Source organism: Deltaproteobacteria bacterium HGW-Deltaproteobacteria-6, assembly GCA_002840435.1.
Classification (GTDB): domain Bacteria; phylum Desulfobacterota; class Syntrophia; order Syntrophales; family Smithellaceae; genus UBA8904.
On sequence record PHAT01000002.1, the window covers coordinates 209145 to 229134 of the forward strand.

The window sequence follows — 19990 nt, forward strand, 5'->3', positions numbered from 1 at the left end:
GGCGTCCAATCGAAGATGATATCAAGGCGTCAAGATATTTTGGGCTGTTCAAAAGTGCTCAGATGCAAGGCCCCCGAGTTCTGAGGAGTGAGGCGTATCTTAGTATACGCCGCAGCGACGAAGGGCGAGGGAAACGCAGCAGATGGGCACTTTTCAACGGCCCCACCACTACATGAAGTTTTCCGGATCCACGTCTATACTCACCCTCACCGCGCTGTTGGCGCATTTTTCCAGAATTTCCCGGGCGATGGCATGAAGAATTTTGATGTCGCGGCCTTTGATGAGCATTTGCCTGCGCAGACGCCCCTGAATCCTGGCCAGCGGGGATTCCGCAGGGCCGATGATTTCTGCGGCATTGCCGTGTTTAGCGGAAAGCTTGCGAGCCAGTTTTCCCGCCGCGGCCGTCTGATCGTCCAGGGCTTCTTTATTGGTTGAAGACAGGCGGATGTTGATGATCCGGCCGAAGGGCGGGTATTGCAAGGCCTTGCGGTGTTCTATTTCTTCGGCGTAAAATGATTGGTAGTCATGATTTTGGGCATGCCGCAGGGCGTAATGCTGCGGGTTGAAGGTTTGAATGATGACCTTGCCGGGTGTGTTCCCGCGTCCGCTGCGGCCGGCCACCTGCGTGAGCATTTGAAAAGTTTTCTCCGCCGCACGGAAGTCCGGCATGTTCAGCGAGGTGTCCGCGGCAATGACGCCGACCAGCGTGATAAAAGGGAAATCATGCCCCTTGGTGATCATTTGCGTGCCGACCAGAATATCGATTTCCTTTTCCTGAAGGTCGCGCAGAATTTCTTCCTGCGACCCTTTTTGGGCTGTCGTGTCCGAGTCCATCCGGCGGACGCGCGCCGCGGGAAACAACCGCTCGATTTCTTTTTCCAGTTTCTGCGTGCCTGTGCCGTAGCTCAAAATCCGGCTGCCTTTGCACGACGGACAAAGCGGCAGCGCTTTGATGGTGTAATCGCAGTAATGGCATTTCACCAGCTTTTCCGTCAGATGACTTTTCAGGGAGACGTCGCAATTGGGACAGCGGAAATTATAGCCGCAGTCGGCGCAAACCAGAAAGGTGTCAAAACCCCGTTTGTTCAGGAAAAGCAGGACCTGCTCATTTCTGCCCAGCGTTTCTTCCATCTCTGCAATCAGTTCATGCGACAGGATGGGGATTTTGCCCTGCATTTCTTTCTGCGCCTTCATATCGACGATTTCCACCAGGGGCAGGGGTTTATTTTCCACCCGTTCGGATAATTCCAGACGGAAATATTTTTTGGTTTTGGCGTTAAAATAAGAGCGAACGCCCGGTGTGGCGGAGCCCAGCACAGCCACCGCGCAGGAAAGCTTTGCCCTCAGCACGGCCAGGTCGCGAGCGTGATAGCAGAGGCGGTCATCCTGTTTGTAGGAGGCGTCATGTTCTTCATCGACGATGATCAGCTTCAGATCGGGAAGCGGCGCAAAGAGCGCCGAGCGGGCGCCGATGACCAGATTGATTTTACCGCGTTTAATCTGCCGCCATTGATCGAAGCGCACGGCTTCGGCGATGCCGCTATGGAGTACGGCAATCTTTTGTTCATCGAAGCGTCCGGCAATGCGGGAAATCAGCTGGGGCGTCAGGGCGATTTCCGGCACCAGGTAAATGGCTGAGCCGCCGTTTTTCAAAACCTCTTCGATGGCGTTCAGATAGACTTCGGTTTTGCCGCTGCCCGTCACGCCGTGCAGCAGAATCGGCGCAAACGCCTTTTTCTCCAGATGGCGGCAAATTTCTGAAAACGCCTGCTGTTGTTCGGAATTGAGCAGAAAACCGCTTGGGTCATTCCCGATTGTAGACGTAAGCGATGTCTTCCGGATTTTTTCTTCGGAGGATAAAACGATAATCCCTTTTTCGTGCAGGTTTTTGACCACGGCTTTGGACGTGTTGGCCTTTTTGATTAAATCATTGAGCGCCATGGTTTTGTGAATCTGCATGAACTCGACCAGCGCGCTTTGTCTGGCGGTTAATTTCACTCCGGCAATCTTATCTTCGTCCAGACGCACAAATTTTTCCGTCTTTGCCGCCAGTTGCCTGTTTTGTCTGGTTTGAATCCGTATCCGCCCCGCCAGACAAAGGTTATGGACGATGGAAGAGGTGTTTTTGAGGTTGCTGACCGAGGCCAGGTTGTTCAACGTAATGCCCTGAGGATACTGCTGAATAAGGGAAAGTAAATTTTTTTGCGCCGAGGACAAAATGAGATCGTCGTCTGCCGCAAGCGGCGTAATCCAGAGAAAATCTTTTTTTTCGGCCCCCGAGGGGATCAGCTCAGCCAGTGTTTTACCCAGCGGGTACATGAAATATTCGGCAATCCAGGAATAGAAATTCAGGTCGGCGCTGCCAAAGAGCGGTTCGTCATCCAGAATTTCCTGAATGGTTTTGACCTCCGCGAGATCGCAGGTATCGGAAAGAGCAACGATAAAACCCGTGCGTTTGCGATTCCCGAAAGGAACAAAAACACGTTTGCCGATCTGAACGGCGGGCTGAAGATTTTCCGGGACTTCATAGGTGAAAAGTTTATCAGCCGGAATATTGAGGGCGACATTTACATACATGGGTGATGATTATCATTTTTGAAATAAAAAAGAAATGTCGGACGTGAAATTATTCCATTTCCAGGCCGCTGTTGCAGGCAGGGAACAACCAGCCATAAAAAAAGCCCCGTTGGCGGGGCTTTTTATCGGCTATGTATATTTTTTTATTCACCTTTGAGTTTCTCAAGCTTCTCCTGCTTGGTTTTGCAGTCGATGCACTCGGTTGTGACAGGTCTCGCCAGCAGTCTTTTTTCGGAAATCGGTCCGCCGCAGGCTTCGCAAATGCCGAAGGTTCCGTCGTCAATTCGCTTAATGGCTTCCTGCATTTTCGCAATGAGTTTGCGCTCCCGGTCACGGATACGCAACTCGAAGTTGCGGTCGGATTCCAGCGATGCACGATCGTTGGGGTCGGGGAAATTTTCCTTGCCGTTGGTCATTTCCGATACGGTTTTGCCCGCCTCACTCAGCAGCTCATTGATCTTCTGGGTGAGCAATTTACGAAATGCCTCCAGTTTTTCCGGCTTCAAAGTCGTTTGTTTTTCCAATGCCGCTACTCCTTTGCGATGTGATAATGAAATTGATGCCCCTTTTACCTAATGGCTTTATGTTTGTAAAGCAAAAAATTTTATCCTGAAGAACGGGGTGGGGAACAGATTCCCCATTTCAGTATAATAGTTTTAATATCATAAACTTCCTGAACAATATACGGCTATTATTTTATCCACGATATTGGTCGTTGATTTTCCAATTATTTCCGGAATAAGGATGACATTTCCGCCCCATTGTTTGATTTCATCGCGTCCGACAACTTTGTCTTCTGGCCAGTCGCCGCCTTTGATTAAAGCGTCCGGTTGGAGATAGCAAATCAACTCAAGCGGCGTCGGTTCCGGAAATATTGTTACAAAATCAATGCATTCCAGGCCAGCCAGAACTTCCGCTCTTTCTTCTTCAGGCACGAGCGGCCTTTTGTCGCCCTTGATCGTTCGCACCGAAGAATCGCTGTTGAGCGCCAGAACCAGTACATCGGCCTTTTTGCGCGCTTCCTTTAAATAACGGACATGTCCGACATGCAGTATATCAAAGCAGCCGTTGGTGAAGGCGATCTTTTTTCCTTCTTTACGCAGTGCGTCGATTTTTTCTTTGAGCGTTTTTCTGTCCAGAATCTTATTCATAATCACTCCTTTAAAGATGTCTCTCTTCAGCCGATATGACAGTGTTTCACTATCGCAAGGATCCTAAAGAACTCTGGCCAGTGTGATGACCGCCACTTGTTTTGCACCGGCCTTTTTCAGCGTTTTGGCGCATTCGTTGATTGTCGCACCCGTCGTCAGCACATCATCGACCAGAATAATGTTTTTTCCTTTAATCCTTGCGGGTTGTACCACAACAAATGCTCCTTTAATGTTTAGTGCCCGTTCCTTTTTATCCAGTCCTGTTTGCGTTAAAGTCAATTTACGCCTTTTTAGCAAGGAAAAATCGACATTAACTCCATGCTTCTGGCCCAGAGCCCGGGCCAGAATGAGAGCCTGGTTGAAACCCCGGTTGCGCAGACGCCGAATATGCAGTGGAACGGGGATCATGAGATCAGTTTTGCTCCAGTCCATATCGGGGAAATTAAAGTCGGCCAGCAGTCCGGCCAGGAGAGCGCCGTGACTGATGTTGCGTCCGTATTTAAATTGATGAATAGCGTCAAGGATAATGCCTTCATAAGCCAGTGCGGCGCGGGCGAAAGAATAATGAGGCTTATTTTCCAGGCATGAACCGCAAAGGTGGTTCCCTGAGGGTGAGTCGGGAAAGGTGATGCCGCACACCGGGCAGTGGCACTGGTTGATATAATGAATGTTCTGGCGGCACTCCCCGCAGAAGACCTTGTCCTCGCAGGCAGGCAGAACGTTTGCGCAGGAAATACAAAGAGGCGGAAAGAATACATCTGATATGTCGTGGAACAAATCAGCTAAAATCAAGCCATGTCCTTGGTTAATTTCTTGATTTCGGTGGCGTTTTCGTCAATTTCCATCCTTGGAGCATCCCAGAGGCCTTCCAGTCCGTAAAACGAACGGGCCGACTCCTGAAAAACGGAAATGACCACATCATCATAATCCAGCAGCATCCATTCCGCGTTTGCCTGGCCTTCCACGCCCAGTGGCAGGATGCCTTCTTTTTTCATGTATTCCTGAATTGCGGAGGAAACCGCCTGTACCTGCCGGTCGGTTGCGCCCGAGCAAATCAGCATATAGTCCGTGAAGGACGACATCTCTTTAACATTTAAAGCTACAATGTTTTTTGCTTTTTTCTGCAGAACGGCGTTGATGCATAAAAGCAGACGCCGCGCCGATTCGTTCTTTTTAGCTGCCAAAATTAGCTCCTTTGAAAATAGGTGTATAGGCTGAAGTCCGAAGGCTGAAGGCTAAGATGAAAGGCGCGCAACGCGCCGTCACTTAGAAATGTTAAATGCCGAAGGCGCGCCAAATAGACCTTCAGTCTTCAGCCTTCGGCCTTCAGTCTGTTTTCTTTATGTCACAATTGCAAAAACTTGACAATATGTCATTTTTCGGTCGTCACCTGATCTGCGCTGCCGGTTATTCTCATTCGTGTTGTGAAAAAAAAATGACTATGGTAAATCAACCATCATTATTATTATATCTTTAAAGGGATTTTGCATGCTGGCTATTTTAAAAAGAGTTCACACCCATATGCCTTATACGCTTCTATCCCGTCATCTGCCGATGATCCTGGAGAAGCAGCTTAACCTGGAAATTTATTTCAATCATATTGCGTTACAGGCGCTGGATAAAAATGAATGCCGTGAGCATGCGGCAAGGCTTAAGGATGCCGGATTAAAAGTGACTTTTCATGCTCCTTTTGTGGATCTGCGGCCCGGCGCACTTGATGATCAGATCAGGAGGACCAGTCTGGACCGGATCAGGCAGGTGTTTGACCTGATCCCGTATTTTCAGCCGCTGAAAATTGTCTGCCACCCCTCCTTTGACGACCGCTACTACGTGTCCTGTGACGATTTGTGGCTGGAAAACAGCATTAATTTCTGGCGTCAGCTTATTCCATTGGCCAAAGATGGAGGGGTGATGATCGCTCTGGAAAATGTTTATGAAAAAGAGCCGGATATTTTACGCCGTCTGCTTGCAACGCTTGCCTCGGATCAAGTCTGCTTTTGCTTTGATACGGGTCACTTCAACGTTTTCTCCCATGCGGATTTAAATACATGGATGGAACAGATGGGCGGTTACATCGGTCATCTGCATCTGCATGATAATTTCGGCAAGCTCGACGAACATTTGCCGGTCGGCGCGGCAACATTTCCGTTCGATCAGTTTTTTGCCGCCCTGCAGGCCTTAAAGGTTAAACCGACGATCACACTGGAGGCGCATTCGCAGGATAATTTGTGGAAGTCTCTGGCTAATTTGCAAAAGATGTCGCTTTTGGATAGACTGGATTAGAGAATTGAATTTTTGACGCGGAGCACCGGATGTCCAAATATCTGATCAAGAGAGTCCTCTTTATGATACCGCTTCTGCTCGGCATCACGGTCATTTGCTTTTTTGTGATGCGGCTGGCGCCCGGATCACCCACGGATTTGCAGACGCAGATGAATCCAAAAGCGTCCGCCGAGATGAAGGAGCGCCTGATGAGCCTCTATGAACTGGATAAGCCCATCCATGTTCAATACTGGTCGTGGCTCAAGAAGCTGGGACGGGGTGATCTGGGCACTTCCTTTTCATCCGATCACCGGAAGGTGTCCGACAAAATTATGGAACGTCTCCCGATCACGATTGTTATCAATTTTCTGTCCCTGATCATTATCATTGCGGTGGCTGTGCCGATCGGCGTATTGTCGGCGGTTCATCAAAATTCACTTTTCGATAAAGTGACCGCGGTGCTTGTGTTTATCGGTTTTGCCGTGCCCACTTTCTGGCTGGCATTACTGCTGATGATCTTTTTCGGCATTCACCTGGGGTGGCTGCCGATTTCGGGGTTGCGATCCCTCAATTATGAATATTTGAGCGCCTGGGGACAGCTTGTGGATCTGGCCTTGCATCTGGTCCTGCCGGTATTCATTTCCGCTTTCGGCGGGCTGGCCGGATTGTCCCGCTACATGCGCGCCAACATGCTGGAGGTTATCCGTCAGGATTACATTCTGACGGCGCGCGCCAAGGGGCTGAGTGAAAGGCAGGTTATTTATAAACATGCCCTGCGCAACGCGCTCCTGCCCGCGATTACCATTCTGGGGTTGTCCATTCCCGGCCTCATCGGCGGCAGTGTCATCTTTGAAACAATTTTCGCGATTCCGGGCATGGGGCAGTTGTTTTACATGTCGGTGATGGCCCGCGATTATCCGACGGTGATGGGAATCCTGCTTATCGGCGCGATCTTGACGCTGGTGGGAAATCTGATTGCCGATCTGTCGTATGCGCTGGCGGACCCGCGCATAAGGATTTCATAATGGGTTTCTGGGAAATGTTTTATAAAAATAAACTGGCGCTGACCGGCTGCGGAATTGTCCTCGCGTTATTTGTCGTCTCGCTTCTGGCGCCCGTGATTGCGCCCTACGACCCCGGCGCGATTGATCTGAAAAATGTTCTGGCGCCGCCGTCCGCTGGTCACTGGTTCGGCACCGATCAACTCGGGCGCGATGTCCTTTCCCGGATGATCTGGGGGGCGCGCATTTCACTGAAGGTCGGGTTTGTCGCCACGGGGCTGGCGATTTTGATCGGGATGATTCTGGGCGCTGTCGCCGGTTATTACGGCGGCTGGATTGACGCGACGATCATGCGTTTTGTGGATGTCATGCTTTGTTTTCCCACCTTCTTTCTGATCCTGGCGGTGATCGCCTTTCTCGAGCCTTCAATCTGGAATATCATGATCGTGATCGGATTAACGGGCTGGATGGGAGTGACGCGTCTGGTGCGCGCGGATTTCATCTCGCTTCGCGAAAGGGATTTCGTCCGGGCTGCCCGGGCTATCGGCGCAAACGATGCGCGGATTATTTTCATGCACATTCTTCCCAACGCGCTGGCTTCCATCCTGGTTGCCGCCACTCTTGGAATTGCCGGTGCGATTCTGACGGAGTCGGCTTTGAGCTTTTTAGGCATCGGTGTGCAGCCGCCGATACCCAGTTGGGGAAATATTCTGACGGCGGGCAAGGATAATATCGATATTGCCTGGTGGCTGTCGCTTTATCCGGGTCTGGCAATCTTGATCACGGTGGTCGGTTACAATTTGCTGGGAGAGGGGATTCGTGATGCGTCCGACCCCCGTCTGAAAAGATAATCCAATTCAAAATCAAAGCGCTATCTTTGTTGGCGTCGTCGGCTTCCTCAACGTATTAGTAATACGCCTGCGGAGCCTCCTCCTAGCCGCCGCGATATCATCTTTGATCGCGTGCCCTTCAGGGTATTAGAACTGGAATAAATCTGAAAAGGTTTAACCAATCCATTGTTCAATATACTTCTGCATCTTTAAACCTTCATAGAAGTACGGATTAAGTTGAATGGCCTGGCCGATGCATGTCTCGGCATCTTTTTTCTGGCCGATTTCCATGAAAGCCCTGGCCATGTTGTAGTGAAGATGTTCATCCTTCGGAGAAATGGACAGAGCTTTTTTGTATTCGATAATCGCTTTGTCGATATTGCCTGATTTTCTGTAGTTGATGCCGGCTTCGTTGTAAAAGGCTAAAACCAGCGAGCCCAGGCCATCGTTGGCGGCAACCAGCTCCTGAAGCATGGATAATTCCCCTCTTTCCGCCAGGGATACCATCAACTTTGCTGTTTCCCGGTCTTTTTTGCTGAGGTGGTCCAATTTAAGCGATTGGTTGATGCCATCGTTGACCAGAACGCTGGCGATTTCCTCTTCTTTGATCATAATCAACTGGCATAAAAAATCATAGGACGTTGCAAAATCATCGTCCCGAAAAATAACTTTTCCGTATAAATCAATGAACTCGGGCGATTCGGCAAGTTTTCGCTGAACCTCGTTAATAATATTCGCCAGAGTAGTCCTGTCTTTCGGCTGAATATCTTTTGTTTTGGTATAGAGGTTCAGGACTTCGCGGAGAGCGACAATGCTGGAGAAGAGATTTCCTTTGCGAAGGTGCTTTTCGCCTTCCGTGATCTTGTGCATGATTTCTCTGGCGCCAACCGTGTTCGTTTGCGACGGCATTTCCATGCGCTGGATATCTTTCTTCGGGGGGGATAACTGATTTCTTTTTTGCTTGATCTGCTGCACGATGTCCGCAGGGCTGCCTGATTTTTTATGGGGCATCATTTCCATGTGTTGAGTGTCCTTTTTCAGAGAAGTATTTAATTTATTTTACTCTTTCCTGATATGATCAGGCGCCTTCAGGCGTCTTTCTCTTTCACAAGGTCTGTATGGAATGCTGTTCGATCAGCTGACCGGCCTGCCCCGGCGCATCTGTCCTGATCCTGGCGGCAATGCCGGCAAGAGCTATGCTGTTGTTTTGTTTGATGGTAATATCAATGAATGTGTTTTGATTACAGGCTTGCCCGGCTGGTTCTTTTTGACAGGCGTCAATGAGTCTGATAGCCATAACGATTACTTCTCTCTTCGAAAGAAAAAGCATAAAGCGCTGTTAATTACGGCAATTATTTTATTATAAGTAGATAAAAAGTCTTTTTCTGTCAAGATTTATTAAATAAACTCTTGGGACTTGATTATGTTTTTAAAATGTAATAATAGTCCGCCACTATTAAAAGCCTGACGGCAAAGTCAAATTGTAAAATTTCCCAGGAGGACCGAATGTCCAAAAGAGTTAATACGGAATTACTGAAAATCGACCGCCGGATCATTTCCCGCAAATTGCTGATTGGTGAATTATCGGAGAAAGACTTAACGAGTCTTTTAAAGAAACTTCCCGATGTGGCGGACAATGCGGAAGAAATTCCGTTTCAGGTAAACGAAAAATAGTTATGCTGATCGACTCCCATGCCCACCTGGAGATGAAAGAATTCGATTCGGACCGCCAGGACGTGATCGAACGCGCCAGGGTTGCGGGTGTTGACTGTATCGTTACGGTGGGAACCAATCCGGGCTTGAGCCGCAAGGCATTATCGATCGCCCGTCAATACGAAAACATTTATGCAACCGTCGGCGTTCATCCCCATGATGCGGCCGCGGCCTCCGATAAATCACTCGATGAACTGAAGGCGCTGGCCTGCGACCCGAAAGTTGTCGCCTATGGCGAAATCGGTCTGGATTATTTCCGCAATATCTCCCCGCGTGGCAAACAAACCGAGATCTTCGGCAAACAACTGGAATTGGCGAATGAACTGAACCTGCCGGTGATTATCCATGATCGCGACGCGCATGAAGAGACGCTCAGCATGGTAAAATCCTCGGGTATCCGCCTCGGTGTCTTTCATTGCTTTTCCGGCGACTGGGGCATGGCCAGACGATGCATTGATCTGGGTTTTTATATTTCAGTGCCGGGCGTCGTGACCTTCGACAAGTCCAAAGTACTGCAGGAGGTGGTGAGACAGGCGCCCCTTGATTCCCTTCTTTTGGAAACGGACTGCCCTTATCTGACACCCGTGCCTCATCGCGGGAAACGAAATGAACCTTCTTTCATCATCCATACGGCAAAGAAAGTTGCCGAAATAAAAGGCATGAACTGGGAAATCGTCGCCGAGAAGGCGGCGGTCAACACCCGGAAGCTTTTCCGCATCGAATCCTCTCCCGCTAAATAGCCCGGGCGAATTTTTATAAAATCTGATAGACCATCTGACCATGGACAAAGAATTCGATAAACCAATGAAGAAAGCCGTTGTTCTGCTCTCCGGCGGCGTTGATTCCGCCACCACGCTGGCTATCGCCCGGAACATGGGATTTGAGATATATGCGTTGAGTTTCCGTTACGGTCAACGCCATCTGGTCGAACTGGAAGCAGCCGCGCGTGTTGCCCATCGGGACCCGGTGGCGGAGCATCTGATTGTGGATATTGACCTGAGGCTCATTGGAGGTTCCGCATTAACCGGCGATCTGGCTGTTCCCAAAAGCCGCTCGGTGGAAGATATGGGGAAGGATATTCCGGCAACCTATGTTCCGGCGCGCAATACCATTTTTCTTTCTTACGCTCTGGCCTGGGCGGAGGTGGTCGGATCGTCTGATATTTTTATCGGTGTGAATGCTCTGGACTACAGCGGCTATCCCGACTGCCGTCCCGAGTATATCGAGGCTTACGGGCGCATGGCCAACCTGGCGACCAAAGCGGGTGTGGAAGGCCGGCAAAAATTAGAAATTCATACGCCGCTCATTCATTTGAGCAAAGCGCAGATTATCCGCAAAGGTGTGGAATTGGGCGTCGATTATGCTCTGACCCACAGTTGCTATGATCCGGGATCGGACGGCGCCGCCTGCGGCCAGTGCGACTCCTGCCTTTTACGGCTGAAAGGCTTTCATGAAGCGGGGCTTGAAGATCCGGTAAAATACAGGCTATAGACTGAAGGCCGAAGGCTGAAGGACAAATACTTGGATGTGGTGCGAGGGACAACGGAACAGAGTCAAAAAAATATAAAAACATAAGGCATAAAGGCACCGTGTTAAACCTATTAAGGATTGAAGTATTTTGCCTTCGGTCTTCAGCCTTCAGCCTAAAGGGCTTATGTATTCTGTTAAAGAAATATTTTACTCGATTCAGGGGGAAGGCTATTACAGCGGCCGTCCGGCGGTCTTTTGCCGTTTTGCAGGCTGCAACTTATGGTCGGGAAAAGAAGAAGATCGAAAAGATGCACTCTGTCCGTTTTGTGATACGGATTTTGCCGGGACGGACGGTACGGACGGGGGGGTGTATGAAACCGCAGGTCTGTTGGTCCGGAAAATATCTCAGCACTGGCCGCAATCAAATGGCCGTCGGTTTGTGGTTTGCACGGGCGGAGAACCGTTGCTGCAAGTCGATGATGCATTGATTGCCGCCCTGCGTGAAGAGAAATTTGAAATTGCCGTGGAGACCAACGGTACGATCGTCGCGCCCGCAGGCATCGACTGGATTTGCGTCAGTCCCAAGGCCGGCGTTGAATTGGCGCAGTCCGGCGGAGATGAGTTAAAACTTGTTTATCCGCAGGACGGAGCTTTACCGGAAAAATACACAAGCCTGAATTTTCGGCATTTTTTTCTGCAGCCGATGGACGGCGTTGCCAGGGAAGAGGCCACAAGGCAGACATTAGAATATGTTCTGGCGCATCCGCAGTGGCGAATCAGTTTGCAGTTGCATAAAATATTAGGTGTTCGATAAGGAATCAAAAATGGAAATTTATAAAGTGTTCAAATTTGATGCGGCCCACCATCTGCCCCGTGTTCCGGCGGGCCACAAATGCGCCAAGGTGCACGGCCATTCTTTCCGCGTCGAAATTCATCTTCGGGACAAGACCGATCCCCGCACCGGCTGGGTAATGGATTTTGCCGGCATCACGGCGGCTTTTGACCCCATTCTGGATCAGCTGGATCACAAGAATTTAAACGACATCGAAGGCCTGGAAAATCCGACCTCGGAGAACCTGTGCCGGTGGATCTGGCAGCGTCTTTTGCCTGCGCTTCCGCAACTGTGCAGGATCGTCGTTCAGGAAAGTCCCGAATCCGGCTGCATCTATGAAGGGGATGAATAAAATATTCATTTAATCCCGCTTAAGGGCGACGAGCATTAATCCGCCGCAGCTATTGCGACATGAAAACGTTCATTGCATACCCGGACAGCTTGCTGCGGGGTGGCTGATTTAAAAAAATTGCTTTTTGAAAGTTAATGTATTAATTTTTGTCCGTGGGGTGCCATATATTCCGGTTTACGGAACCTATGGCTGAGAATACACCCTTTGAACCTGACACGGGTAATGCCGGCGTAGGGAATGGCGATCTAAAAAACCAGTTTGAGCCATATCCTTTTCAGGTAAAGGGATATGGCTTTTTTAGTGAAACTTCAATTCCGCGTAGTGGAAATGAAGTTTCACTAATGAGACTCCAACAGGGCAAGCGCAGCGCAGTCTTGTTGGTCAGTCGAATTATCCCGTAGCCAAAGGCTATCGGGGTTATCCCGCAAAGCGGAGGGCGCAAGCCCGTGATTGGGGACAGTTATGCATCAACACATTGTTATCGTCAGCGGCGGGCGTCTGGGGGATATGAATTTCTTCCGGACGAAGGTGGAGCAAACAGATAATCGCTTGCTGATCTGCTGTGACGGCGGCGCCCGCCATCTGACGGTTGCCTCGATAATACCGGATGTGCTGGTGGGGGATATGGATTCCCTCGACCCGGAGCAACTGACGCGTTTTGAACGTCTGGGTGTGAACATCATCCGGTATCCGGTCAACAAGGATTTTACCGATACGGCGCTGGCGCTTGATTATGCAATGTCCCTCCAGCCGGAAGCGATTGATATCTGGGGCGCACAGGGCGGAAGAATAGATCATGCCCTGGCGAATCTTTTCTTACTGCTCAGAGGCAAGGAAGCGGGGATTAAAACCCGCCTGCTGGATGAATACTGTGAAATGTTTATTGCGGACAGTGAGGTTGCCTTTGCGGACTTAACGGGCTGTCTGGTTTCGCTCATCGCACTTTCTCCCGAAGTGAAAGGTGTTACGCTTCAGGGATTCCTCTATCCGCTTAACGAAGCGACATTGAGCATGTCCGAGTCAAGAGGCGTCAGCAATATCATTCAGGCCGAACAGGCCTGCATTCGCGTCCGCTCGGGTCATCTGCTGGTGATCCGCTACCGGCAAAAAGATGTTTTTCCGGAGGCGAACTAAAGTGATGAGGCCGTTTAAAGTCTTATGTATTGGAGGATCCGATTCCGGCGGAGGCGCGGGCATTCAGGCGGACCTGAAGGCTGTGAGCGCCTGCGGCTGTTACGGCACGAGCGCGATTACGGCGTTGACCGCGCAAAACACACGCGGCGTTCAGGGGATTCTTCCGGTGCCGCCAAAATTCATTGCGGCGCAATTGGATGCCGTGTTGAGCGATATCGGCGCGGATGCCGTGAAGACCGGCATGCTTTTAACAGCAGGTGCGGTTCATGCCGTTGTCCGTAAGGTTGAACAATACGGGCTTTCGAATCTGGTGGTCGATCCGGTCATGATTGCCAAGGGCGGTTGCACCATGATGCAGGAGGCGGCGCTAAAGGCGATCATCAAAAAGCTGCTGCCGCTGACGGGGGTTCTTACCCCGAATGTACCCGAAGCGGAATCTCTGGCGCACATGAAAATCCGATCGATTGCCGGCATGAAGAAAGCTTGCACCATTATTTCGGATCTTGGTGTGAAAAATGTGATCATTAAGGGAGGGCATCTGTCGGGCAGAAGGACTGCGGGCAGTATAGATGTGCTTTATGACGGGAAACAATATTATGAGTTTCCGGCAGATTGGATCAAAACAAAGAACACACATGGCACCGGCTGTACGTTTGCCTCTGCGCTCGCCGCAAATATTGCTCAGGGTAAAACGATTGTGGAGTCGGTAGAGCAGGCGAAAAGGATTGTGACAGAGGCGATTGCCAACTCGCTTTTCGTGGGAAAAGGTCACGGGCCGGTGAATGTTTTTGGAAAAATGTATTAATATTTTGGAGGAAAAAATGACACAGTTGGAAAAAGCACGCCAGGGGATCATTTCAGAAGAGATGAAAATCTGCGCGGCGGAAGAAGGCGTTGAGGGAGAGTTTATCCGGCAGGGCATGGTGGATGGAAATATCGTGATTTGCCGCAATGTGAACCATACGGGAATCAAACCGCTGGCGATAGGACTTGGTTTGCGCACCAAAGTCAACGCCAATATCGGGACATCCAGGGACAATAATGATTTGGCCGTTGAATTGGAAAAATTAAAAATTGCCGCGGCGGCAGGGGCCGACGCGGTGATGGATCTTTCTACCGGCGGCAATCTGGCGCAAATCCGCAAAGCGGTGATGGAACAAGCTACCGTGGCCATCGGGACGGTGCCGATTTATCAGGCCGCGGTAAAAATTCTGGACGAGAAAAAAGCGATTTCCGAAATGACGGCGGAAGATATGTTTGCCGTGATCGAGGAAAACGGCCGCGACGGCGTCGACTTCATTACCGTGCACTGCGGCGTCAATCGCCTGAGTGTGGCTGCAGTCGAGGCGCAGGGAAGGGTCCTGGGCATCGTCAGCCGGGGTGGTTCCATGACAGCCAACTGGATGCACTGCAACAAGCGGGAAAATCCGCTTTATGAGGAATACGACCGGCTGCTCGAAATCGCGCACCGCTATGACATGGTTTTGAGTCTGGGTGACGGTTTGCGCCCGGGAGCCACCGATGACGCGACCGACCGGGGACAATTGCAGGAGCTGATCATTCTGGGCGAGCTCGCGGCCCGCGCCCGTAGGAAAGGCGTACAGGTCATGATTGAAGGTCCGGGACATGTGCCGATTACCGAAGTGGAGGCCAATATCAAACTTCAGAAGAAAATATGTCAGGGCGCTCCGTTTTATGTTCTGGGACCGCTGCCCACGGACATCGCGCCCGGTTACGACCATATCACCTCCGCGATCGGCGGGGCGATTGCCGGAGCCGCCGGAGCTGATTTTCTCTGCTACGTAACGCCGGCAGAACATCTGCGTCTGCCTTCGCTTGCCGACGTCCGCGACGGCGTTATTGCCGCGCGGATTGCCGCCCATATCGCGGATATTGCCAAGGGCGTCAAAGGGGCGCGTGAGCGGGACCGGAAAATGTCCGAGTGCCGGAAAAATTTCGACTGGCAGGGACAGGTGGATTTATCCATCGATCCGGAAAGAACCGTCGCGCTTCTGGAAAAAAGCAAGAGCGCTCAGGATGAAGGCTGCTCGATGTGCGGCGAGTTTTGCGCAATCAAATTAGGCAAACGATAAATAAAAGGGTGCTTTGAGGAGCTCGTATTGGACCTGGCCTTTGAAAAAGCCGCCGAAAGCAAACGCCGCACAGCCGAGGTCATTGTGCGTCGTCTGAAGGAAGCCGGATTTGAAGCCTATTTCGTAGGCGGTTGCGTCCGGGATTTTATCCGCGGCAAGGTTCCCGGCGATTATGATATTGTAACATCCGCCCTGCCCGATCAGGTGATCCATCTGTTTGAGCGCACCGTTGCCGTCGGCGCCAAATTCGGTGTGGTCGTGGTGATGGAAGGCGGGCATTCCTGTGAAGTGGCTACTTTTCGCAGCGACGACGTGTACGAAGACGGACGCCGGCCCTCCCAGGTTCACTTTTCATCCGCCCGGGAAGATGTTTTCAGACGGGATTTCACCGCTAACGGCCTGTTAATGGATGCCGTGACGGGAGAGATTATTGATTACGTGGACGGCCGCGCCGATATTCAAAAGAAAATCATTCGCACGATCGGCGATCCGGCTCACCGTTTCAATGAAGACTATTTGAGAATGATGCGGGCAATCCGTTTTGCCGCTAATCTGGATTTTGCCCTGGACGAAGCGGCGAAAGATGCCATTACCCGGAATGCGGCCAAGATAAAAGAAATCAGCGCGGAACGTGTGCAGGAGGAATTAAATAAAATGCTCACGCGCGGCGGCGCAAGGCGGGGCTTTGAATTAATGGCCGAAACGGGCATCCTCAGGCAGGTATTGCCGGAAGTGGATGGTATGCGCGGGGTGGCGCAGCCGCCTCGTTTTCATCCGGAAGGCGATGTCTGGCAGCACACGTTAATCATGCTGGATATATTATCCATGGAAGATAAACCCGAAGCCAATGCGGTGCTCGCCTGGGGGGTGCTGTTGCATGATGTCGGCAAGCCCGTAACAAGGACGGAAGATGAAAACGGCGTCCATTTCTACGGGCATGTGAAGCTGGGAGAAACCATCGCCGACGCTTTGATGCGGCGGCTGCGATTCTCCCGCGCCGACCGGGAAACGGTTCTGAGCTTAATTCATCAGCACATGGTTTTCATGAACGTACAGCAAATGCGGCCGGCCCGTCTGAAACGATTTCTGCGGATGCCGGATTTTAATCTGCACCTGCAATTGCATCGACTGGATTGCCTGGCCAGCCACGGGATGCTGGACAATTATGATTTCTGCCTTGAGCGGTTGCAGAATATGGAGCAGGAGGAGCTGCATCCGCCGCGGTTGTTGACCGGTGATGATTTGCTGGCGATGGGCTTTTCTCCGGGAAAGCTGATGGGGGAGGTCTTGCGGGCGCTGGAAGAAGAACAGCTGGAAGACAGAATCCATACCAGGGAAGAGGCGGCGGCCTTTGTGCGAACCCGCTGGAAATGACAAGACCGCCGAGCGACAGGTAAACCCTAATGGTGAAATTGAAAAAAAACTGTTTGAGTCTTGCGATGTTCTTGATTGTCGCGCTGTTGCTGCAATCGTGCGCGAGCCGGGGAGCGAAGGTGCAGCCTGTTTCACCCCGGCCGCAAAAACGGCAGCTGGCCATGATGGGCCACACCATCCAGGCGGGCGCTTTTGCGCAGGTGGAAAACGCCGTGCGCCTGACGGAAAAACTTAAAGGCCAGGGACTTTCCGCCACCTATTTCAAAGCAGCCGACGGGCTGTTTAAAGTACGGTTCGGCAATTTCTCATCGAAAGAAAAGGCGCGGCTTCGGGCCCAATCGCTGCAAAGTGCGGGGGTGATCGAAGCATTCTATATTGTGCTGCCGGAAGATTCCGCCGCGGCAAAGCGCAAGCAGTATGGCGAAGATTATTTAAGAGAGTCGCTGGTCAAATCGGCGCGGGACTTTATCGGCGTGCCTTATCTGTGGGGCGGCGTGTCCGCTGAGAAGGGATTTGACTGCAGCGGCCTGACCATGACGGTCTATCAGTTGAATGGTCTGGATCTGCCGCGGCATTCGCGAACGCAGTATGATGCGGGCGATACGATTGACCGGCGCGATCTGCAGAAAGGCGACCTGGTTTTTTTTGCAACGCGCGGGCAGGGAAAAATATCGCATGTGGGCATTTATATCGGTGACGGTCAGTTCATCCATGCGCCGTCGCGCGGTAAAAAAATCCGGATAGACTCTCTGTCTGCGGAATATTATGTCCGCCATTATGTCGGCGCAAAAAAATATTTATAATCTCATGACTCGAATTTCAGCGTCAAAAAAATAGATCGTTCTTGAAAAATCTCCGCAAAATACTTTATTATTATAAATGTCCAAACGGCTATGAAGCCCTGTAAGCATCACTGTGACTGAGTTACAGCGTTTGTGAAAGCAATATTGTTTTCCGCAAACGGTTGGCGTTGTGTTGTTTGAAATTTTTTTTGATGAAAAAAAATTCTTCGCGCGTCGGAATAAAAAATTAAAAAAACAAAATATTTTTATAGTTTTTGTTGACCGGAAGGAAAAAATAAAGTAAAATCAGGCCACATAAGTCAGATTACTAATTCTGCAAAGAAAAAGTAAACTCAATTAAAGGAGGCTAAACCCAATGACAGCAACAGCAAAGAAGGTAGTGAAGAAGGCTGCAAAACCCGCAGCGAAGAAAGCGGCAGCAAAGAAAGTAGTCAAGAAGGCAGCAGCGAAGAAGGTTGTCAAAAAGGCCGCAGCGAAGAAGGTTGTCAAAAAGGCCGCAGCGAAGAAAGTTGTCAAAAAGGCAGCAGCCAAGAAGTAACACCCATCAACAAAGATAATTTAAAGAGCAGGCGGACGCAAGTTTCCTGCTCTTTAAGTTTCAGCGCCGGTCTGTTCCTTCCTGTCCGGCAATTTTCCGCAAATTCTTTGCATTCAATTATTGATCTGAGCAATAAATCCTTTTTAAAAAAAAGAATTCAATGCTATGACTATACGGCATTGATTTACACCGGAATGGTGACGTATTCCCATGACAAGCGGACCTTGCATCTGTGTTTCCCTATAAAGGTGATTCATGACTCAGGACTTAATTCTCAGTATTGATAACGGCACGCAATCTGTCCGGGCTCTCATTTTTGATTTAAAGGGCAATTTGCTTTACCAAAAAAGAGTTCCCATGCAGCCTTACGTTTCACGACAGCCGGGTTGGGCGGAGCAGGATGTTCCCTATTACTGGAAATCGCTCTGCCAGGCCTGTCAGATGCTCTGGAGTGAGACATCCGTGCCGAAGGAAGCGATCGCGGGCGTTACGCTGACCTCACAGCGCTGCACCATGATCAATCTCGATAGAAACGGAAATCCACTGCGACCGGCAATGGTCTGGCTGGATCAGAGACGCACCAGCGGTTTGAAGCCGATTGGCGGATTCTGGGGTCTGGCTTTTAAATTGTCGGGCATGAGCGAAACCGTTGCCTACCTTCAGGCAGAAGCGGAGAGCAACTGGATCAAACGTTATCAGCCGGAGGTCTGGAGCAAAACGCACAAGTTTTTATTTCTCTCCGGCTATCTGACGTATCGTCTGACCGGACAATTTGTTGATTCAATCGGATGTCAGGTCGGCTATATTCCCTTCGATTACAAAAAAAAGGCCTGGGCGTCATCCTGGAATTGGAAATGGCCGGTCACCCAGGTCGAACCCCGGATGCTGCCGGATTTGATCGAGCCTGCGGGCGTGCTGGGACAGATCACCCGTCAGGCTGCCGCCGATACCGGAATACCGGAAGGACTGCCGGTATTCGCCGCCGCCGCAGACAAGGCTTGTGAAGTGCTCGGCGCCGGATGTCTTGAGCCGCATATCGGCTGTCTGAGCTATGGCACATCGGCGACCATTAATACAACACACTATAAATATATTGAGGCCATACCGCTGATTCCCCCTTATCCCTCGGCAGTACCGGACGCTTACAGCCTGGAAATACAGATTTACCGGGGGTACTGGATGGTCAGCTGGTTTTCAGAGCAATTTGCTCATATGGAGCAGCAGATGGCCGGGGAGCAGGGTGTTAAAGTCGAAACGCTTATTGAAGAACTCCTGCATGACGTGCCGCCCGGTTCCATGGGATTGATTCTCCAGCCCTACTGGTCGCCGGGCATTAAAGTGCCCGGACCGGAGGCCAAGGGGGCTGTGATCGGTTTTGGCGACGTGCACAACCGGGCGCATTTCTACCGTGCCATTCTGGAAGGTCTGGCGTATGCCCTCAGGGAGGGCAAGGAGCGCGAGGAAAAGCGCAGCGGCGTGGATATTACCGAATTGCGCGTTTCCGGCGGCGGATCGCAAAGCAACTCGGCCATGCAACTGACCGCTGATATCTTCGGCATGCCGACCGCGCGCTCGCATATTTATGAAACATCAGGGCTGGGCGCGGCCATTGATGCGGCAGTCGGGTTGAAGATGCACCGGAACTTCAAGGACGCTGTTGCGGAGATGACCCGTATCGGACAATATTTTGAACCGGATCTCAATACGCACAAGATATATGATCAACTTTACAATCGTGTTTACAAACAAATGTATAAAAAGTTAAAGCCGCTTTATGAAGAAATCCGCGACATCACCGGCTATCCCAAAAGGGCGGGGGAGGGGTAGGCAGAAGAATGAAGTCTTTCAGGCCGAAGGCTG

General features: G+C 50.8%; 20 protein-coding genes, 1 pseudogene and 1 riboswitch. Of the genes and pseudogenes, 14 read left to right on the forward strand and 7 right to left on the reverse strand.

Annotation, left to right across the window (positions count from 1 at the left end; genetic code table 11):
• Positions 1-168: 168 nt before the first annotated feature.
• The 5 genes from CVU71_05310 to rsfS form a co-directional block, all read right to left on the reverse strand.
• Positions 169-2577 (reverse strand): primosomal protein N', encoded by a 2409-nt coding sequence (locus tag CVU71_05310; protein ID PKN19793.1) that lies wholly within the window; start codon positions 2575-2577, stop codon positions 169-171.
• A gap of 143 nt (positions 2578-2720) precedes the next feature.
• Positions 2721-3083: an RNA polymerase-binding protein DksA gene (gene dksA / locus CVU71_05315; protein ID PKN20080.1), complete on the reverse strand. Its 363-nt coding sequence runs from the start codon at positions 3081-3083 to the stop codon at positions 2721-2723.
• 156 nt (positions 3084-3239) lie between these two features.
• Positions 3240-3728 (reverse strand): D-glycero-beta-D-manno-heptose 1-phosphate adenylyltransferase, encoded by a 489-nt coding sequence (gene rfaE2, locus CVU71_05320; protein ID PKN19794.1) that lies wholly within the window; start codon positions 3726-3728, stop codon positions 3240-3242.
• Between the two features lie 63 nt (positions 3729-3791).
• A complete protein-coding gene (locus CVU71_05325; protein ID PKN19795.1) occupies positions 3792-4520 on the reverse strand; it encodes an amidophosphoribosyltransferase in 729 nt (242 codons plus the stop codon).
• On the reverse strand, positions 4517-4879 hold the full coding sequence (rsfS, locus tag CVU71_05330; GenBank protein ID PKN20081.1) for a ribosome silencing factor: 363 nt from the start codon (positions 4877-4879) through the stop codon (positions 4517-4519). The genes CVU71_05325 and rsfS overlap by 4 nt, the downstream gene beginning before the upstream one ends.
• Positions 4880-5216: 337 nt before the next feature.
• Between rsfS and CVU71_05335 the strand changes: the two genes are divergently transcribed.
• From CVU71_05335 to CVU71_05345, 3 genes are read left to right on the forward strand one after another with little or no spacing between them, the layout of a single operon-like run.
• Positions 5217-6011: an AP endonuclease gene (locus tag CVU71_05335; GenBank protein ID PKN19796.1), complete on the forward strand. Its 795-nt coding sequence runs from the start codon at positions 5217-5219 to the stop codon at positions 6009-6011.
• A 29-nt stretch (positions 6012-6040) separates the two neighbouring features.
• Positions 6041-7015: a diguanylate cyclase gene (locus CVU71_05340; protein ID PKN19797.1), complete on the forward strand. Its 975-nt coding sequence runs from the start codon at positions 6041-6043 to the stop codon at positions 7013-7015.
• Positions 7015-7842 (forward strand): peptide ABC transporter permease, encoded by an 828-nt coding sequence (locus tag CVU71_05345; GenBank protein PKN19798.1) that lies wholly within the window; start codon positions 7015-7017, stop codon positions 7840-7842. Before CVU71_05340 ends, CVU71_05345 begins: the two co-directional genes overlap by 1 nt.
• A gap of 153 nt (positions 7843-7995) precedes the next feature.
• Here the strand turns inward: CVU71_05345 and CVU71_05350 are convergent, their stop codons facing one another.
• Positions 7996-8841 carry a hypothetical protein gene (locus CVU71_05350; protein PKN19799.1) on the reverse strand — a complete coding sequence of 282 codons (846 nt, stop codon included), beginning with the start codon at positions 8839-8841 and terminating at the stop codon, positions 7996-7998.
• Between the two features lie 85 nt (positions 8842-8926).
• The gene (locus tag CVU71_05355; protein PKN19800.1) at positions 8927-9118 is read right to left on the reverse strand and encodes a hypothetical protein; all 192 of its coding nucleotides are present in this window, start codon (positions 9116-9118) and stop codon (positions 8927-8929) included.
• Between the two features lie 379 nt (positions 9119-9497).
• Between CVU71_05355 and CVU71_05360 the strand changes: the two genes are divergently transcribed.
• From CVU71_05360 to CVU71_05410, 11 genes and pseudogenes are all read left to right on the forward strand, one after another.
• Positions 9498-10274, forward strand: a complete 777-nt coding sequence (locus CVU71_05360) for a hydrolase TatD (GenBank protein ID PKN19801.1) — start codon at positions 9498-9500, stop codon at positions 10272-10274.
• Between the two features lie 64 nt (positions 10275-10338).
• Positions 10339-11025: a 7-cyano-7-deazaguanine synthase QueC gene (gene queC, locus CVU71_05365; GenBank protein ID PKN20082.1), complete on the forward strand. Its 687-nt coding sequence runs from the start codon at positions 10339-10341 to the stop codon at positions 11023-11025.
• Between the two features lie 163 nt (positions 11026-11188).
• Positions 11189-11818 carry a 7-carboxy-7-deazaguanine synthase gene (gene queE, locus CVU71_05370; GenBank protein PKN20083.1) on the forward strand — a complete coding sequence of 210 codons (630 nt, stop codon included), beginning with the start codon at positions 11189-11191 and terminating at the stop codon, positions 11816-11818.
• Positions 11819-11828: 10 nt separating this feature from the next.
• Entirely contained in the window at positions 11829-12188 is a 360-nt protein-coding gene (gene queD, locus CVU71_05375) for a 6-carboxytetrahydropterin synthase QueD (GenBank protein ID PKN19802.1), read from the forward strand.
• Between the two features lie 143 nt (positions 12189-12331).
• A riboswitch (TPP riboswitch) is annotated at positions 12332-12442 on the forward strand.
• A gap of 208 nt (positions 12443-12650) precedes the next feature.
• A complete protein-coding gene (locus tag CVU71_05380; protein PKN19803.1) occupies positions 12651-13322 on the forward strand; it encodes a thiamine diphosphokinase in 672 nt (223 codons plus the stop codon).
• 4 nt (positions 13323-13326) lie between these two features.
• On the forward strand, positions 13327-14127 hold the full coding sequence (gene thiD / locus CVU71_05385; GenBank protein ID PKN19804.1) for a bifunctional hydroxymethylpyrimidine kinase/phosphomethylpyrimidine kinase: 801 nt from the start codon (positions 13327-13329) through the stop codon (positions 14125-14127).
• 16 nt (positions 14128-14143) lie between these two features.
• Positions 14144-15415, forward strand: coding sequence for a phosphomethylpyrimidine synthase (locus CVU71_05390; protein PKN20084.1), 1272 nt, complete (start codon positions 14144-14146; stop codon positions 15413-15415).
• Positions 15416-15508: 93 nt separating this feature from the next.
• Complete coding sequence (locus CVU71_05395) at positions 15509-16789, forward strand: phosphohydrolase (protein PKN20085.1); 1281 nt, start codon at positions 15509-15511, stop codon at positions 16787-16789.
• A gap of 164 nt (positions 16790-16953) precedes the next feature.
• Positions 16954-17592: a hydrolase gene (locus CVU71_05400; protein ID PKN20086.1), complete on the forward strand. Its 639-nt coding sequence runs from the start codon at positions 16954-16956 to the stop codon at positions 17590-17592.
• A gap of 355 nt (positions 17593-17947) precedes the next feature.
• Positions 17948-18127, forward strand: a pseudogene (locus CVU71_05405) (hypothetical protein).
• Between the two features lie 258 nt (positions 18128-18385).
• The gene (locus CVU71_05410) at positions 18386-19957 is read left to right on the forward strand and encodes a carbohydrate kinase (GenBank protein PKN19805.1); all 1572 of its coding nucleotides are present in this window, start codon (positions 18386-18388) and stop codon (positions 19955-19957) included.
• Positions 19958-19990 lie beyond the last annotated feature (33 nt).

Bases quoted from the DNA above. Each gene is read 5' to 3' on its own strand.
- CVU71_05345 (PKN19798.1), top strand. From the start codon at position 7,015: ATGGGTTTCTGGGAAATGTTTTATAAAAATAAACTGGCGCTGACCGGC.
- CVU71_05340 (PKN19797.1), top strand. From the start codon at position 6,041: ATGTCCAAATATCTGATCAAGAGAGTCCTCTTTATGATACCGCTTCTG.
- CVU71_05390 (PKN20084.1), top strand. From the start codon at position 14,144: ATGACACAGTTGGAAAAAGCACGCCAGGGGATCATTTCAGAAGAGATG.
- CVU71_05350 (PKN19799.1), bottom strand. From the start codon at position 8,841: ATGGAAATGATGCCCCATAAAAAATCAGGCAGCCCTGCGGACATCGTG.
- CVU71_05400 (PKN20086.1), top strand. From the start codon at position 16,954: ATGGGCCACACCATCCAGGCGGGCGCTTTTGCGCAGGTGGAAAACGCC.
- rfaE2 (PKN19794.1), bottom strand. From the start codon at position 3,728: ATGAATAAGATTCTGGACAGAAAAACGCTCAAAGAAAAAATCGACGCA.
- queD (PKN19802.1), top strand. From the start codon at position 11,829: ATGGAAATTTATAAAGTGTTCAAATTTGATGCGGCCCACCATCTGCCC.
- CVU71_05360 (PKN19801.1), top strand. From the start codon at position 9,498: ATGCTGATCGACTCCCATGCCCACCTGGAGATGAAAGAATTCGATTCG.
- thiD (PKN19804.1), top strand. From the start codon at position 13,327: ATGAGGCCGTTTAAAGTCTTATGTATTGGAGGATCCGATTCCGGCGGA.
- queC (PKN20082.1), top strand. From the start codon at position 10,339: ATGAAGAAAGCCGTTGTTCTGCTCTCCGGCGGCGTTGATTCCGCCACC.
- CVU71_05355 (PKN19800.1), bottom strand. From the start codon at position 9,118: ATGGCTATCAGACTCATTGACGCCTGTCAAAAAGAACCAGCCGGGCAA.
- queE (PKN20083.1), top strand. From the start codon at position 11,189: ATGTATTCTGTTAAAGAAATATTTTACTCGATTCAGGGGGAAGGCTAT.
- CVU71_05410 (PKN19805.1), top strand. From the start codon at position 18,386: ATGACTCAGGACTTAATTCTCAGTATTGATAACGGCACGCAATCTGTC.
- CVU71_05380 (PKN19803.1), top strand. From the start codon at position 12,651: ATGCATCAACACATTGTTATCGTCAGCGGCGGGCGTCTGGGGGATATG.
- CVU71_05310 (PKN19793.1), bottom strand. From the start codon at position 2,577: ATGTATGTAAATGTCGCCCTCAATATTCCGGCTGATAAACTTTTCACC.
- CVU71_05335 (PKN19796.1), top strand. From the start codon at position 5,217: ATGCTGGCTATTTTAAAAAGAGTTCACACCCATATGCCTTATACGCTT.